Annotated in this window: 11 protein-coding genes; 4 read left to right on the forward strand and 7 right to left on the reverse strand. The window is 74.3% G+C overall.

Annotated features, from left to right (window positions below):
- Positions 1–130: 130 nt before the first annotated feature.
- Both M6G08_RS28795 and M6G08_RS28800 read left to right on the forward strand, forming a co-directional pair.
- The gene (locus M6G08_RS28795) at positions 131–1,273 is read left to right on the forward strand and encodes an aminoglycoside phosphotransferase family protein (protein WP_272590036.1); all 1,143 of its coding nucleotides are present in this window, start codon (positions 131–133) and stop codon (positions 1,271–1,273) included.
- A gap of 280 nt (positions 1,274–1,553) precedes the next feature.
- A complete protein-coding gene (locus M6G08_RS28800; RefSeq protein WP_272590037.1) occupies positions 1,554–3,488 on the forward strand; it encodes an N-acetylmuramoyl-L-alanine amidase in 1,935 nt (644 codons plus the stop codon).
- A 9-nt stretch (positions 3,489–3,497) separates the two neighbouring features.
- Here the strand turns inward: M6G08_RS28800 and M6G08_RS28805 are convergent, their stop codons facing one another.
- From M6G08_RS28805 to M6G08_RS28825, 5 genes are all read right to left on the reverse strand, one after another.
- A complete protein-coding gene (locus tag M6G08_RS28805; protein ID WP_031021076.1) occupies positions 3,498–3,995 on the reverse strand; it encodes a hypothetical protein in 498 nt (165 codons plus the stop codon).
- 58 nt (positions 3,996–4,053) lie between these two features.
- Positions 4,054–4,662, reverse strand: a complete 609-nt coding sequence (locus M6G08_RS28810) for a CGNR zinc finger domain-containing protein (protein WP_272590038.1) — start codon at positions 4,660–4,662, stop codon at positions 4,054–4,056.
- A gap of 646 nt (positions 4,663–5,308) precedes the next feature.
- On the reverse strand, positions 5,309–6,214 hold the full coding sequence (locus tag M6G08_RS28815) for a universal stress protein (RefSeq protein WP_272590039.1): 906 nt from the start codon (positions 6,212–6,214) through the stop codon (positions 5,309–5,311).
- 83 nt (positions 6,215–6,297) lie between these two features.
- A complete protein-coding gene (locus tag M6G08_RS28820; protein ID WP_272590040.1) occupies positions 6,298–6,540 on the reverse strand; it encodes a DUF397 domain-containing protein in 243 nt (80 codons plus the stop codon).
- An 89-nt stretch (positions 6,541–6,629) separates the two neighbouring features.
- Positions 6,630–8,135 carry an acyl-CoA synthetase gene (locus M6G08_RS28825; RefSeq protein WP_272590041.1) on the reverse strand — a complete coding sequence of 502 codons (1,506 nt, stop codon included), beginning with the start codon at positions 8,133–8,135 and terminating at the stop codon, positions 6,630–6,632.
- A 151-nt stretch (positions 8,136–8,286) separates the two neighbouring features.
- Here M6G08_RS28825 and M6G08_RS28830 point away from each other — a divergent pair, with 151 nt between their 5' ends.
- Positions 8,287–10,704 carry a penicillin acylase family protein gene (locus M6G08_RS28830; protein ID WP_272590042.1) on the forward strand — a complete coding sequence of 806 codons (2,418 nt, stop codon included), beginning with the start codon at positions 8,287–8,289 and terminating at the stop codon, positions 10,702–10,704.
- A gap of 160 nt (positions 10,705–10,864) precedes the next feature.
- Positions 10,865–12,640: a serine hydrolase domain-containing protein gene (locus M6G08_RS28835; RefSeq protein ID WP_272590043.1), complete on the forward strand. Its 1,776-nt coding sequence runs from the start codon at positions 10,865–10,867 to the stop codon at positions 12,638–12,640.
- 9 nt (positions 12,641–12,649) lie between these two features.
- Here the strand turns inward: M6G08_RS28835 and M6G08_RS28840 are convergent, their stop codons facing one another.
- Positions 12,650–12,841, reverse strand: a complete 192-nt coding sequence (locus M6G08_RS28840) for a DUF2795 domain-containing protein (RefSeq protein ID WP_061446259.1) — start codon at positions 12,839–12,841, stop codon at positions 12,650–12,652.
- 82 nt (positions 12,842–12,923) lie between these two features.
- Positions 12,924–14,501, reverse strand: coding sequence for a phytoene desaturase family protein (locus M6G08_RS28845; RefSeq protein WP_272590044.1), 1,578 nt, complete (start codon positions 14,499–14,501; stop codon positions 12,924–12,926).
- Positions 14,502–14,513 lie beyond the last annotated feature (12 nt).

Genomic DNA, 14,513 nt, shown 5'->3' on the forward strand with positions numbered 1-14,513 from the left:
ACTCCCCAGGGTGGCTCCGGGCGGCCGGGCGGGCGGCGCGACGGCTATCGGAAGAGACGCCCGCTCCTCGCGGGGCCGGCGCGGCTCTTCAGGCAGGCACAGCAGGCACACGAAGGGATCTGTCTCGCCCATGTACGCAGCATCGTCCTCCGTGTCCGCCCCGCAGCGCTCACTGCACCCCCGCCCGGCGGCGGGCGGCGGCCCCTACCTCGCCCCCGCGCGTCCGGCGGCCCCGGTGCCCGGGGCGGGCAGGGCGCGGCGCGGCGCGGGCCCCGGCACACAGCCGCTCAGCGGAAGAATCGACCTGTCCGGCCCCCAGGGCACCCAGTTGCGCGCGGCGATCGCCTCCGTGCACCGGATCTGCCCGGAGTTCTCCCCGGTGCAGGTGCTGCGCCGCACCGGGCGGTCCGTGCTCCTGGTCGGCACGACCGGGCGCAGCACCGCGGTCGCCAAGTGCTTACTGGATCACTCCCCCGCGTGGGCGGAGCGCATCCGGCACGAGATAGGGGCATACCGCTCGTTCGTCCGGCACCGCCCCCCGGTGCGGATGCCGAGGCTGATCGCGGCGGACCCGGACAACTGCACGCTGGTGATCGAGCGGATGCCCGGGCGGGTGGCGGCGCTGCAGCGGCACCCCCTGGAGTCACCGCCCCGGGCGGACATCAGGGCGGCGCTCGGCGCGGTCTGCCGGCTCAACGCCTGGCGGCCGCCGGCCGGCACCTTCGACGCCCCGCTGGACTACGCGGCCCGGATCTCCCGGTACCACGAGCTGGGGCTGCTCACCGACCGGGACCTGGGCGACCTGCAGAAACTGCTGCACGGCATCGCCCACGCGAGCGGACGCCAGGGCATGGGCCAGTTCTGCCACGGTGACGCCCTGCTGTCCAACATCCTCATGTCACCGGCCGGTCCGGTGCTGGTGGACTGGGAGCACGCGGGCTGGTACCTGCCCGGCTACGACCTGGCGACCCTGTGGGCGGTCCTCGGCGACGCCCCGGCGGCCCGCCGGCAGATCAGCCAGATCGCCCAGTCGGGCGGCACCGCCGCGCGGGACGCCTTCCTGGTGAACCTGATGCTGGTGCTCACCCGGGAGATCCGTACGTACGAGACGGCCGTGCAGCGCTCGATGCAGGACACGGTCCCGGCTCAGCCGGTGCCCGCCCAGCCGGGCGCCGTGCCCTCCGGCGAGGAGCAGCGGCTGCTGCTGCGCCGGCTGCACGACGACTGCCAGATGGCCCGCAGGGCCGTCCGCGCGGCGGTCGGCACGCGCTGAGCGACGCGCCATCGGTCCGCGGTGCGCCCTCCCGGGAGGGCGCACCGCGGATTTCTTCTGTCCCTGACCGGGAGGGCCATTGGTGTACGCCACTGATGCCGCGCAGGCCCGTGGGCCGCCGCCCCGAAACTCGCCCGACCCCCTGCTGACGTGGGAAATCGCCGCTATGAAGGCATGATTGACGGATCGTCGGACCGCCGGGTACCACTGTCCCACGCCCGGCCCCGCACACGTTCCGTCGCTCACGCCCCGCCACGTCCGACCGTCACAGGAGGCCGCTTTGCGCAGATCCCCCGTCGTGCCCGCCCTGGCCACCGCGGCCCTGCTGCTGCCGCTGCTCGGCGCCGCACCCTCCGCCTCCCGGTCGCCGGACGCACCGCCCGCCCCGGACCGCCTGCAGCGGGCCTTCGCCGACGCGGCGGCCGAGTACCAGGTGCCGCAGAGCGTGCTGCTGGGCGTCTCCTACCTCCAGTCCCGCTGGGACGCGCACGGCGGCGCGCCGAGCGTGACCGGCGGCTACGGACCGCTGCACCTCACCGACGCGCGCACGGCACTGGCCGGGGCGTCGCACCACGGCGAGGGCACCGAGGACCCGCGCGGCGACGACGCCCGCCCTCCGCTGCGCCCGAGGGTGACGACCCCCCAGCCCGCCGACCTGCCGGCGCGCCTCACCACCCTGCCGAGGGCGGCCGAGCTGACCGGTCTGAGCCCCGAGGCCCTGCGCACCGACCCGGCCGCGAACGTGTCCGGCGGTGCCGCGCTGCTGGCGGCCGCCCAGCGGGACCTGGGCGAGCCGCTCAGCGCGGACCCGGCGGACTGGTACGGGGCGGTGGCGCGCTTCTCGGGTGCCGAGGACTCGGCGACCGCGGCGGCGTACGCGGACGACGTGTTCGAGGTGATCCGCGCGGGCGAGCGGCGGACCACGGACGCCGGGCAGCGGGTCGCCCTGGCCGCCCGCCCCGACGTGGCGCCCGACGTGTCCCAGCTGGACGACGCGGGTCTGCGGGCCGCGAGGTCCGCCGGCACCGAGTGCCCGCGGTCGGTCTCCTGCGAGTGGGTCCCGGCGCCGTACGAGGAGTTCGGGGACGGCGACTACGGCAATCACGACCTGGGGAACCGGCCCGCCTCGCAGCGCGTCCGGTACATCGTCGTGCACGACACGGAGGGCGCCTGGAACGGCGTCCTCGACATGGTCCAGGACCCCACCTACGTCTCCTGGAACTACACCCTGCGCTCCACCGACGGCCACATCGCCCAGCACGTGAAGGCGAAGGACGTGGCGTGGCACGCGGGGAACTGGTACGTCAACGCCAAGTCGATCGGCCTGGAGCACGAGGGTTTCCTCGCGGAGCCGGACGCCTGGTACACGGAGGCGATGTACCGGTCGTCGGCGCGGCTGGTGAAGTACCTGGCGAGGAAGTACGACATCCCGCTGGACCGGCAGCACATCCTCGGCCACGACAACGTGCCGGGCACCACCACGGCGACGATCCCGGGCATGCACACCGATCCCGGCCCGTACTGGGACTGGCGGCACTACTTCAAGCTGCTCGGCCGCCCCTTCGGACCGACCGCCGGCAAGGGATCCGGCCTGGTGACGATCCGCCCCGACTACGCCGCCAACCGCCCGGAGTACACCGGCTGCGAGAGGCGGGGCGAGCCCTGCGCGGTCCACGGTTCCAGCGCGGTCCGGCTGTACTCCGACCATGACGTGAACGCACCGCTGATCAGGGACGTCGGCCTGGGCACCACTCCGACGACCGGGGTGAACGACCTGTCCTCCCGGGTCTCCACTGGACAGCAGTACGCGGTGGCCGACCGGTGGGGCGACTGGACGGCGATCTGGTACCTGGGGCAGAAGGCGTGGTTCCGCAACCCGGGGAAGAGCCCGGCGGCGGTCCCCGCCTCGGGCCGCGTGATCACTCCGAGGAAGGGCCTGGACAGCGTCCCGGTGTACGGGCGGGCGTACCCGGAGAAGGCGGCCTACCCGGCGGACGTACCCGCCCAGGCCGTGTCGCCGCTGCCGTACCGGGTGCTCGCGGGCCAGAGGTACGTGGTGGGTGAGCGGGTGGCCGGGGAGTACTACTACGCGGTGACCTTCGACGAGGCCTCCCACCGGGTGGTGACCGGGAGGGACGTGTACTACCAGATCCAGTACGGCCACCGGGTCGGGTACGTGCGCGCCGCCGACGTCACGCTCTCGACCGTACGGTAGCCGTCCGGCTCAGCCCTGCTGGAAAAGCTCCGCCGGGAGCGGCTTCAGCAGGGCGTAGAGGTCGTCGGTGATGGGACGGTCCCAGGCGGCGATGGTCACCAGGACGCCGTCGCTGCGGTCGAACTGCACGCAGGAGATCCGGCTCTCGGAGAGCTTGAGGCGGCGCACGATGAGCAGGTTGTCGCCCTGCATCACCGGGACGTCCTCGGCGCCGGCGACCGTCACCTCCTCGTCGTTCTCCAGGGCCAGCAGCAGCTGGGCCACCTCGAAGGGGATCTCGCCCTCGGGGACCTCGCGGGCCGGGGAGCCCTCCGGCAGATTGCCGATGATCATCGCGGGGCCGCGGCCGCCGAACAGGTCGTAGCGCAGGAAGACGCCCTGGCAGCTGCCGTCGGGCGCGGGCAGCAGGCCGGCGCCCAGATTGCCGGGCCAGTCGCCCGGGTCCATGGCCAGTACGTCGAAGTCGGGCCCGGCGGGCGTGGCGCTGCGGCGGCGGAGGAACGACATGCCGCCATGGTACGTGGCCGCGCCCTTCGCGCGGCGTGCGGGCGGGTGCCCGTCCCGGCTACGCGGTGCGCTTGTGCCGTTCGTGGTGGCGGGCCACGCGGGCGCGGTTGCCGCAGGACGGCTTGCACCATTCCTGCCGCGGGTGCTCCTTGAGGAAGTAGCGCACGCAGCGCGGTGCGTGGCAGGCCCGCAGCCGGTGCCGGTCGGGACCGGCGAGGAAGCCGATCACGGCGTGGGCGAGCACCGCGGCGAGGTCGTCCGGCCGGTCGCCGGCGGGCTCCCTGCGCAGGACCGGTCCGGCTGGGCCGGTCTCCGTCCAGTCCAGCACGGGGACGGTGGGGGTGCGCGCGGCGGCCCGGTTCAGGCAGCGCAGGGCTTCGGGGACGGGCAGCAGTCGGGCGGCGTCCGCGGGGCTCGGCTCACCGGGGCGCACGGCGCGGGCGAAGAGGGCACGGGCCGCGGCGCGCACCGCGCGGACGGCGGCCAGGGCCGGCTCGTCGGCGCGGTACCTTCCGGCGTCCGGCACGATCCCGGGGTGGGCGCGGACCCACGCGCCGAGCCCGGCGAGGTCGGCCAGATCATCGGCGACCCCGCCGTGTCCGTCGTGCCGGACGGTCAGCGCGAGGTCGAGGGCGATCCGGGTGTCCGTGCTGGTCGAGTCCTGCATGGGGCCGATGATAGGCACGGCTCGTGGCCCCGAGGGCGGTGCGTCCGGCCTCGTGACACAAGCCCCGCCGGCCGCCTCCCGGCCGACGATCGGATACGCCCGGCTCCCGGCGTGCGGCCGCAGCAGGACGGGCCCGACCCGAGGCAGCCCGGCACACCCCGCCTGCGCGGGCACCACCGACCGGCCCACGTCGGGCGCGGGGCCCCGCCCCCACCCCGCGGAGGCCGGCCACAACAGACCAAGCCCGACCCAAGGCAGCCCGGCACACTCCACTCGCGCGGGCACCACCGACCACACCACGGCGAACGCGGGGCCCCGCCCCCACCCCGCGGAGGCCGGCCACAACAGACCAAGCCCGACCCAAGGCAGCCCGGCACACTCCACTCGCGCGGGCACCACCGACCACACCACGGCGAACGCAGGATCCCACCCCCACCCCACGGAGGCCGGCCACAACAGAACAAACCCGACCCGAAGCAGCCCGGCACACTCCACTCGCGCGGGCGCCAGCAACCCGCCCTCGTTCTCCCGGGGGCGCGGCCGCCGCGCGCGGCGAGGCGCTGAGCGGCGCTGAACCGGCGGCGGCCCGTCCGGACCCGTCCCGCTCGGACCGGCGGTCCTCCGCTGATTCGCGCTCCCGCCCGTCTCAGCCCTCGTCCGGCGGAGCCGGTGGCACGACCGCGATCGGGGACACCGCGTGCAGCAGGACGGCGTGGGTGACCGACCCCATCATGCGGGCGGGGGCCAGCAGGCGCCGGCGGTGGCGGCCGACGACGACCAGGGCGGCGTCGCGGGAGGCGGCGACCAGGTGGCCGGCGGCGTCGCCGGGCACGACGTGCGCCTGGGCCCGGACGTCGGGGTGGCGTTCCCGGTAGGGGGCGAGGAAGCCGTCGGCGAGCACCCGGGTCTCGCTCTCGATCGAGACCTCGTCGATCACCGGGGGCATGATCTGGCCCGCAGCGGCCCACGTCTGCACCGGCCACGGGTAGGCGGCGATCACCTGGAGGCGGGCGCCGAGCAGGGCCGCCTCGGTGAAGGCGAAGGACAGGGTGGCGTCGTCGGGGCTGTCCACGTGCAGGCCGACGACCACGCGGGGGCCTGGTTCGTCCGGCGCCTCGCCGTGGGTCTCGCGTCCGGGGCGCGGCACCACGACGACGGGGCAGGCGGCGTCGCGGGCCGCGGCCATCCCGTTGGAGCCGAGCAGCAGGCTGGCGAAGCCGCCGCGGCCCCGGGAGCCGAGCACGAGCAGTTGGGCGTCGGTTCCCAGTTCGGGCAGCGCGGCGCCCGGGACGCCCTCCATGCCGACGTACTCCGTGGAAACCGCGTAGGCCCGTCCCTCCAGGTGGGCGCGGGCCTGGTCGAGCACGGGGTCGTCGCCGGTGTCCGGGGGGCCCGCGATCAGGACGTCGGTCTGGGCCCAGACGGCGTACTGGCGTACGTGCACCACCCGCAGGGGTGCCTCGCGCCGGTGGGCGGCCTCCAGCGCCCAGTCCAGGGCGCGCAGGCTGTCGTCCGATCCGTCGACCGCCGCGATGACCGGCAGGGTGCTCATGGGTGCCTCACCTCCGGAAGACCGACTTCCCCCGGGGGAGGGACGGGACACTACGGTTCGGCCGGACGGCCCAGCCCGGCGGCTCAGGTGAGGTCGAACTCCCCGTCCCGCGCCCCCGACACGAACGCGCCCCACTCCGCGGGCGTGAAGATCAGGGAAGGGTTTTCCGGGCTGCCGCTGTTGCGCATGGCGATGAACCCCTCGACGAAGGCGATCTGGACATCCCCCATGCCTCGGCTGCTGGACTGCCACTGCGCGTTGCTGAGATCCAGTTCCGGCTTGTCCCAGCCCATGAGCGGGCGCTGGTGGGTGGTGCTCTCGGCCACGTCCGTGCTCCTCCCGGTGTCGTCGTGCGCGGTCAGCCTAGCGATCGGCCCGGACCGCCGACAGGCCACGTGGGGAGCCTTTCGAAGGGTCAGGCACCGGCGAACCGGTCCCGCAGCTCCCTCTTGAGGATCTTCCCGCTGGCGTTGCGCGGCAGCGCGTCCACGAAGCGCACCCTCTTGGGTGCCTTGAACGGGGCGAGTTCGTCGCGGGCGTGGGCGATCAGGTCTTCCTCCGTCACCTCGCCGCGCACGACGACGACCGCGGTGACGGCCTCGATCCACCGCTCGTCCGGCAGGCCGATCACGGCGGCCTCGGCGACCGCCTCGTGGGTGTAGAGGGCGTCCTCGACCTGGCGGGAGGCGACCAGCACGCCGCCGGAGTTGATGACGTCCTTGACGCGGTCGACGATCGTGAAGTAGCCGTCCGCGTCCCGGACGGCGAGGTCGCCGGAGCGGAACCAGCCGTCGCGGAAGGCGGCTTCGGTCTCCTCGGGCTTGTCCCAGTAGCCCTGGCACAGCTGCGGGGAGCGGTAGACGACTTCGCCGGGGGTGCCGTCGGGGACGTCCTTGCCGTCCTCGTCGGCGATCCGGGCGTCGACGAACAGGACGGGCCGGCCGCAGGAGTCCATCCGGCCCTCGTGCTCGTCCGGGCCGAGGACGGTGGCGAGGGGGCCGATCTCGCTCTGGCCGAAGCAGTTGTAGAACGCCAGGTCCGGCAGGTGTGCGCGCAGCCGCTCCAGGACGGGCACGGGCATGATCGACGCGCCGTAGTAGGCCTTGCGCAGGCCGCCGAGGTCGCGGGTGGCGAAGTCGGCGCGGTTCGCGAGGCCGATCCACACGGTGGGCGGGGCGAAGAGACTGTCGGCGCGGCCGGCTTCGATCAGATCGAAGAGGCGGTCGCCGTCGGGTGCGTCGAGGACGGTGTTGGTGGCGCCGACGGCGAGGTAGGGCAGCAGGAAGACGTGCATCTGCGCCGAGTGGTAGAGCGGCAGGGCGTGTACGGGGCGGTCGCCGGCGCGCAGGTCGAGGGCGGTGATGGCGCTCAGGTACTCGTGCACCAGCGCCCGGTGGGTCATCATCGCGCCCTTGGGCAGGGCGGTGGTGCCCGAGGTGTAGAGCAGCTGCACCAGGTCTTCGGCGCCCGGCTCGGGGCCGTCGTACGCGGGTGCCCCGGACAGCCGGGAGAGGAGCGAGTCGTCGGCGTCGCGCAGGGGCAGGGTGCGCGCGCCCCCGGGCAGCCGGGTGGCCAGGTCCGGGTCGGTGAGGACGAGCGTGCTGCCGGACTGGCCGACGATGTAGGCGAGGTCGTCGCCGGTCAGGTTCTGGTTGACCGGTACGTGCACCAGGCCCGCGCGGGCACAGGCCAGGAAGGCGATCAGGTAGGCGTCGGAGTTGTGCCCGTAGGCGCCGACGCGGTCGCCCGGGGACAGGCCCTCGGCCAGCAGGACGCTCGCCGCGCGGGAGACCGCGGTGTCGAGCTCGTCGTACGTCCAGGTGCGGTCGCGGTACTCCACCGCGACGCGGTCCGGAGTGCGCCGGGCACTGCGCCGCAGCACCCCGTCGACCGTGCTGCCGTGTCCGGGCGTCAGCGTCATGGCCCGATCCTCGGCCGGTCGGCGGGGCGGGTCAAGTCGTCTGCGCGGTCCGGGAATCCCCGCCACGACGAGCCGTGTCATGCAACTGACACGTACACATACCGACTGGTACGCTCAGCCGCTCCTTCCCCCGAAGACGCAGGGAGGCACGATGCGCATGCGCTCCAGACGGCTCATCGCGGTGGCCGCCGCGCTGCTGACCGCGGCGACCGCACTGCCCGCGGCCGCCGCCGACGGGCCCGCCCGCGGCCGGCCCGAACGTCCGTCCCACGGCGGGCTGTCCGCCGTCATCCGCTACACCGAGTACGGCATTCCGCACATCGTCGCCAAGGACTACGCGAACCTCGGCTTCGGCACGGGCTGGGCGCAGGCCGCGGACCAGGTCTGCACGCTCGCCGACGGTTTCGTGACCGTGCGCGGCGAGCGCTCCCAGTACTTCGGCGCCGACGCGTCCTCCGACCACTCGCTCTCCTCGGCCGGCACGAACCTCTCCAGCGACCTGTACTTCCGGGGCGTACGCCGGGCCGGCACCGTGGAGAAGCTGCTCGCCGAGCCGGTGCCGCGCGGTCCCAGCCGGGAGTCGAAGGAGCTGATGCGGGGCTTCGCGGCGGGTTACAACGCCTGGCTGGAGCAGAACCGGATCTCCGACCCTGCGTGCCGGGACGCCGCCTGGGTGCGGCCCGTCACCGCCCTGGACGTGGCCGTGCGCGGCTTCGCCCTCTCCGTGCTCGGCGGGCAGGGCCGTGCCGTGGACGGCATCACCGCCGCCCGGCCGCCGGGTGGCAGCACGGCCCCCGCGCCGGACCCCGACGCCGACGCGATCGCGGCAGCCGCCCGGGAGCTCTTCGCGACCGACGACGCCGACATGGGCTCCAACGCCGTCGCCTTCGGCGGACGCACCACCGCGAACGGCCGCGGGCTGCTGCTCGGCAACCCGCACTACCCGTGGCACGGCGGGCGACGCTTCTGGCAGTCGCAGCAGACGATCCCCGGGCGGCTGAACGTGGCGGGCGGCTCCCTGCTCGGTTCCGCAACGATCTCCATAGGCCACAACGCGCACGTCGCCTGGAGCCACACGGTGGCCACCGGCGTCACCCTCAACCTCCACCGGCTGACGCTGGACCCGGCCGACCCGACGGTGTATCTGGTCGACGGACGCCGCGAACGGATGACGAAACGGTCCGTCACCGTCCCGGTGCCAAACGGCGCCCCGGTGACGAAGACCCAGTGGTGGACCCGGTACGGCCCGGTGGTGACCTCGCTCGGCGCCTCGCTGCCGCTGCCCTGGACGTCGGAATCGGCGTACGCGCTGAACGACCCGAACGCCGCCAACCTGCGCGCCTCCGACACGGCGCTCGGCTTCAGCCGGGCCCGGGGCACGGACGACGTCCTGGCCTCCCTGCGCCGCACCCAGAGTCTGCCGTGGGTGAACACCGTCGCGGCCGACTCGCGCGGCCACACGCTGTTCACCCAGTCGCAGGTACTCCCCCGCATCACCGACGAGCTGGCCGACCGCTGTTCGACGGCGCTCGGCAAGGTGACCTACCCGTCCTCGGGGCTCGCGGTGCTGGACGGCTCGCGCGGCGAGTGCGCGCCGGGCCGGGACCGGGACGCCGTACAGCCCGGGATCTTCGGGCCCTCGCGGATGCCGACGCTGAAGGACGCGCCGTACGCGGAGAACTCCAACAACAGCGCCTGGCTCGCCAACGCGGACCGGCCGCTGACCGGCTACGAGCGGGTCTTCGGCGATGTCGGCACCCAGCGGTCGATGCGCACCCGGGGCGCGATCGAGGACGTGGCGGCGATGGCCGACCGGGGCGGACTGACCGTGGCGGACCTGCAACGGCAGCAGTTCGCCGACCGGGTACCCGCCGGTGACCTGGCCGCGGCCGACGCGGCGCGGGCCTGCGCCGCGCTGCCCGGCGGCACCGCGACGGACACCGAAGGCAGGTCCGTGGACGTCCGGGAGGCCTGCCAGGTGCTCGCGGACTGGGACCGCACGGTGGACACCGGCAGCAGGGGCGCGCTGCTCTTCGACCGGTTCTGGCGGGCGCTGACGAAGACGGTGCCCGCCGGACAGCTGTGGAAGGTGCCGTTCTCGCCCGCGGACCCGGTGGGCACCCCGCACACGCTGAACACCGGCGCGCCGGGCTTCACCACCGCCCTCGCGGACGCGGTCGGCGAGCTGCGGGCGGCGGGCATCCCGCTCGACTCGCGCCTCGGCGAGCACCAGTTCGTGGTGCGTGGCGGCAAGCGCATCGCCGTGGGCGGCGGCACGGAGTCGCTGGGCGTCTGGAACAAGATCGAGCCGGTGTGGGACCCGGCCGGCGGCGGCTACACGGAGGTGACCACCGGTTCCAGTTACATCCAGGCCGTGGGCTGGGACGGGAGCCGGTGCCCGGTGGCCCGTACGCTGCTGGCCTACTCCCAGTCGTCCGACCCCGCCTCGCGGCACCATGCCGACCAGACCCGGCTGTTCTCCGCCGAGCGGTGGGTGACGTCCCGGTTCTGCGAGCGCGACATCCGGTCGTCGCCGGACCTGCGCGTCGTCCGGGTGCGCGAACGCTGAGCCGCGCCGTCCCGCGACCCGTCCGGCCCTCTGCCGGGCGGGTCCGGCGCCCGTCGACTCCGCACGCCCCATTGACACGCCCCGCCTCTGACAGGAAAGTTTCACCCCGCACGGCGATCCACGAAAGATACTTTCAGCTTCGGTGGCGGGAGGCTCTTCGATGGCCGATCAGGCGACGAACGGATTCACTCGGCGTCAACTGGGCGCCGGCGCCCTGGCCCTGGGCGGTGCCCTGGCCATCGCCCCGTTCGCGGCCGGACCGGCAGAGGCCGTCGCGGACCGGGGCCGCCGCCCCACGCTGCGGCGCGGCTCCGCCGACCGCGCCGGACTGCTCGCCGGGCATCTGCGCCAACTCGTCACCGACGCCGAGGCGTTCCTCGGCCCCTCCCCCGAGCACCCCTGGTACGCGGGCGCCGTGCTGCTCGCCGGGCGGGGCGGGACGGTGGCGCTGCACGAGCCGATCGGAATGGCGGTGCGCTACCGGGCCTACGACGAGACGACCGACACCGGTGTCGAGTTCCCGGCCGGGGAGCAGATCCCGATGGCCCGGGACACGGTGTTCGACCTCGCGTCGATCTCCAAGCTGTTCACCTCGATCCTCGCCGTGCAGCAGCTGGAGCGCGGCGCGCTGGAGCTGGAGGCGCCGGTCGCCTCGTACCTGCCGGGCTTCGGGCGGTCCGGCAAGCAGGAGGTGACGGTCCGCCAGCTCCTCACCCACACCTCGGGCTTCCGTGCGTGGATCCCGCTGTACAGCGCGCCCACGTACGAGGAGAAGGTGCGGCTCGTGTACGACGAGGCGCCGGTCAGCCCGCCCGGGACGGCGTACCTGTACTCCGACCTGAACATGATCTCGCTCCAGCTGGTGCTGGAGGAGGTCACCGGCCGCACCCTGGACGTCCTGCTGCGCGAGGAGATCACCGCCCCGCTCGGCCTGGACCGCACCCGCTACAACCCGCCCGCCTCCTGGAGGCCGCGGATCGCGGCCACCGAGGACGCCCGCAAGCCCTGGTCCGGCCTGGAGCGGGGGCTGGTGTGGGGCGAGGTGCACGACGAGAACGCCTTCAGCCTCGGCGGTGTCGCCGGGCACGCGGGGGTGTTCTCCTGCGCCTGGGACCTCGCGGTGCTCGGCCGGGCGCTGCTCAACGGCGGTTCCTACGGCCGGGCGCGCATCCTGCGCCCGGAGTCGGTGGAGCTGATGTTCACCGACTTCAACACCGCCTTCCCGGGTGACGAGCACGGCCTGGGCTTCGAGCTCTACCAGCACTGGTACATGGGCGCGATGGCCACCCCGCGCACGGCCGGGCACACCGGCTTCACCGGCACCTCACTGGTGCTGGACCCGACGACCGACTCGTTCCTGGTGGTGCTGGGCAACTCGGTGCACCCGGTGCGCGGCTGGCGCTCGGGGTCGGCTCCCCGGGTCGCGGCCGCCACCCGCATGGCGCGGGCCGTGCCGGTCCGTCCCGCGCACGGGCGCACGGCCTGGTTCTCCGGGACGGCGGGGTCCACGGCCGCCACACTGACGCTGCCCCCGCTGGACACCTCCGGCGGGGGCGCGCGGCTGCGCTGCTCCGTGTGGTGGGACACCGAGCCCGGGTCGGACACCCTCGCCCTGGAGGCCACCACCGACGGCGGCGCCACGTGGACGCCCGTGCCGTTCACCACCACGCGCCGCGGTGAGGGACCGCGGCAGCACCCGGCGGGCTCGGTCAGCGGCTGGTCGGGCCGCGTCTGGCACCGGCTGACCGCCGCCCTTCCGGCCGCCCGCGGCCTCACGCTGCGCTGGCGGTACTCGACCGACCGGCTGTACGTGGGCCGCGGGGCGTACGTCGACGGGCTGCGCGCCGAGGCGGCGGGCGACGTCCTGTTCCACGACGCGCGTCCGGCGGACGCGGCGCGGATCGAGGCGGTGGGGTGGACGGCGTCGGCCGACTGACGGGACGGGCTAGCCGTTGAAGACGGCCTTCTGCACCTCGTTGGGGCCGTCGAAGCTGTTCTCCTTCAGGCCGTCGAGACGGCTCACGACCTTGTCGTCGGCCTTGTTCTTGCGGGCACAGTCGACGAGCGACTTCTTGTCCGCCGGGTAGTCCATGCCGTTGAGGGCCTTCTGCAGGTCGATGGGGCTGAGGTCGGCCATGACGGGCTCCTTGCCGTGCTGGTGACGTGTACGGAATTTCCGTTATGTCGCGGTACCCAGCTCGGTGCGGCGCATGCGCCCGTCAGCCCGTCGCCCGTTCCAGCACCGCCATCGCCGCGTTGTGGCCCGGCACCCCGCTGACCCCGCCGCCGCGTACCGCACCCGCGCCGCACAGCAGGACGTTCGGCTGCCCGGTCGCCACGCCCCAGCGGCCGGTGCCGTCCTGGGCGTGGGGCCAGGACAGTCCCCGGTGGAAGATGTGGCCGCCGGGCAGGCGCAGGTCGCGCTCCAGGTCCAGCGGCGACCTGGCCTCGACGCAGGGCCGCCCCTCGGCGTCGGTCGCCAGGCAGTCGGCGAGCGGTTCGGCGAGGTGGGCGTCCAGCTGGGCGAGGGTCGACTTCAGCAGTTCGTCGCGTACGGCGTCGTTGTCCCGCGTGAACAGGCGGGCGGGGGCGTGCAGGCCGAACAGGGTGAGGGTGTGCATGCCCTCGGCCGCGAGCTCCGGGCCGAGGATGGTGGGGTCGGTGAGGGAGTGGCAGTAGATCTCGGAGGGCGGGGCGGCGGGCAGCGCACCGGCGGCGGCACTGGCGTGCGCGGTGGCCAGCTGCTCGTAGCCCTCGGCGACGTGGAAGGTCCCGGCGAACGCCTCGCGCGGGTCGGCCGCGGGGTCGCGCAGGGCCGGGAGGCGGGTCAGCAGCATGTTGACCTTGAGCTGGGCGCCCTCGGCGGGCGGCGGCGGTGCCTGTCCGGTGAGCGCGGCCAGCTCCCGCGGGGAGGCGTTCACCAGGACGTGGCGGGCGGCGGCGACGCCCTCGCCGTCGGCCGAGCGGTAGGTGACCTCGGCGGCCCGTCCGTCGGTGTCGACGCGCACGGCCTCGTGTCCGGTGGCGATGACGGCGCCCGCCGCGCGTGCCGCACCGGCCAGGGCGTCGGTGAGGGCGCCCATGCCGCCGACCGGCACGTCCCAGGCGCCGGTGCCGCCGCCGATCACGTGGTAGAGGAAGCAGCGGTTCTGGGCCAGGGAGGCGTCGTGGGCGTCGGCGAAGGTGCCGATCAGGGCGTCGGTGAGGGCCACTCCGCGCACCAGGTCGTCCGCGAAGTGCTCCTCGATCGCGACGCCGACCGGGTCCTCGAACAGGGCCCGCCAGGCCGCCTCGTCGTCGACCCTGCGGCGCAGTTCGTCCCGGGAGGGCAGCGGTTCGGTGAGGGTGGGGAAGATCCGCCGGGCGACGTGCCCGGTCATGCCGTAGAAGCGCTGCCAGGCCGCGTACTCCCGCTCCGAGCCGGTGAGCCGGGCGAACGACTCCCGGGTCCGCCGCTCGCCCCCGCCGACGAGGAGCCCGGTGGGCCGGCCGCCGCGCTCCACGGGCGTGTACGAGGAGACGGTGCGGCCGCGCACCCGGAAGTCCAGGTCCAGGTCCCGCACGATCTTCCTGGGCAGCAGGCTGACCAGGTACGAGTAGCGCGACAGCCGCGCGTCGATCCCGGCGAACGGCCGCGTGGACACGGCTGCCCCGCCGGTGTGGTCCAGCCGCTCCAGCACCAGCACGGAGCGCCCGGCGCGGGCCAGGTAGGCGGCGGCGACCAGACCGTTGTGCCCACCGCCGACGATCACGGCGTCGTAACTGCGGGATGCGAGGGGCTGGGTGGGCGGCGTCATGGCTCTTGGTAA

Origin of the sequence: Streptomyces sp. M92, from assembly GCF_028473745.1 — a bacterium.
In the GTDB taxonomy this organism is placed as follows: Bacteria; Actinomycetota; Actinomycetes; order Streptomycetales; family Streptomycetaceae; genus Streptomyces.

Coding starts and splice junctions, on each gene's coding strand:
- M6G08_RS28795 (WP_272590036.1), top strand. CDS start 131: ATGTACGCAGCATCGTCCTCCGTGTCCGCCCCGCAGCGCTCACTGCAC.
- M6G08_RS28805 (WP_031021076.1), bottom strand. CDS start 3,995: ATGTCGTTCCTCCGCCGCCGCAGCGCCACGCCCGCCGGGCCCGACTTC.
- M6G08_RS28810 (WP_272590038.1), bottom strand. CDS start 4,662: ATGCAGGACTCGACCAGCACGGACACCCGGATCGCCCTCGACCTCGCG.
- M6G08_RS28815 (WP_272590039.1), bottom strand. CDS start 6,214: ATGAGCACCCTGCCGGTCATCGCGGCGGTCGACGGATCGGACGACAGC.
- M6G08_RS28825 (WP_272590041.1), bottom strand. CDS start 8,135: ATGACGCTGACGCCCGGACACGGCAGCACGGTCGACGGGGTGCTGCGG.
- M6G08_RS28830 (WP_272590042.1), top strand. CDS start 8,287: ATGCGCATGCGCTCCAGACGGCTCATCGCGGTGGCCGCCGCGCTGCTG.
- M6G08_RS28835 (WP_272590043.1), top strand. CDS start 10,865: ATGGCCGATCAGGCGACGAACGGATTCACTCGGCGTCAACTGGGCGCC.
- M6G08_RS28840 (WP_061446259.1), bottom strand. CDS start 12,841: ATGGCCGACCTCAGCCCCATCGACCTGCAGAAGGCCCTCAACGGCATG.
- M6G08_RS28845 (WP_272590044.1), bottom strand. CDS start 14,501: ATGACGCCGCCCACCCAGCCCCTCGCATCCCGCAGTTACGACGCCGTG.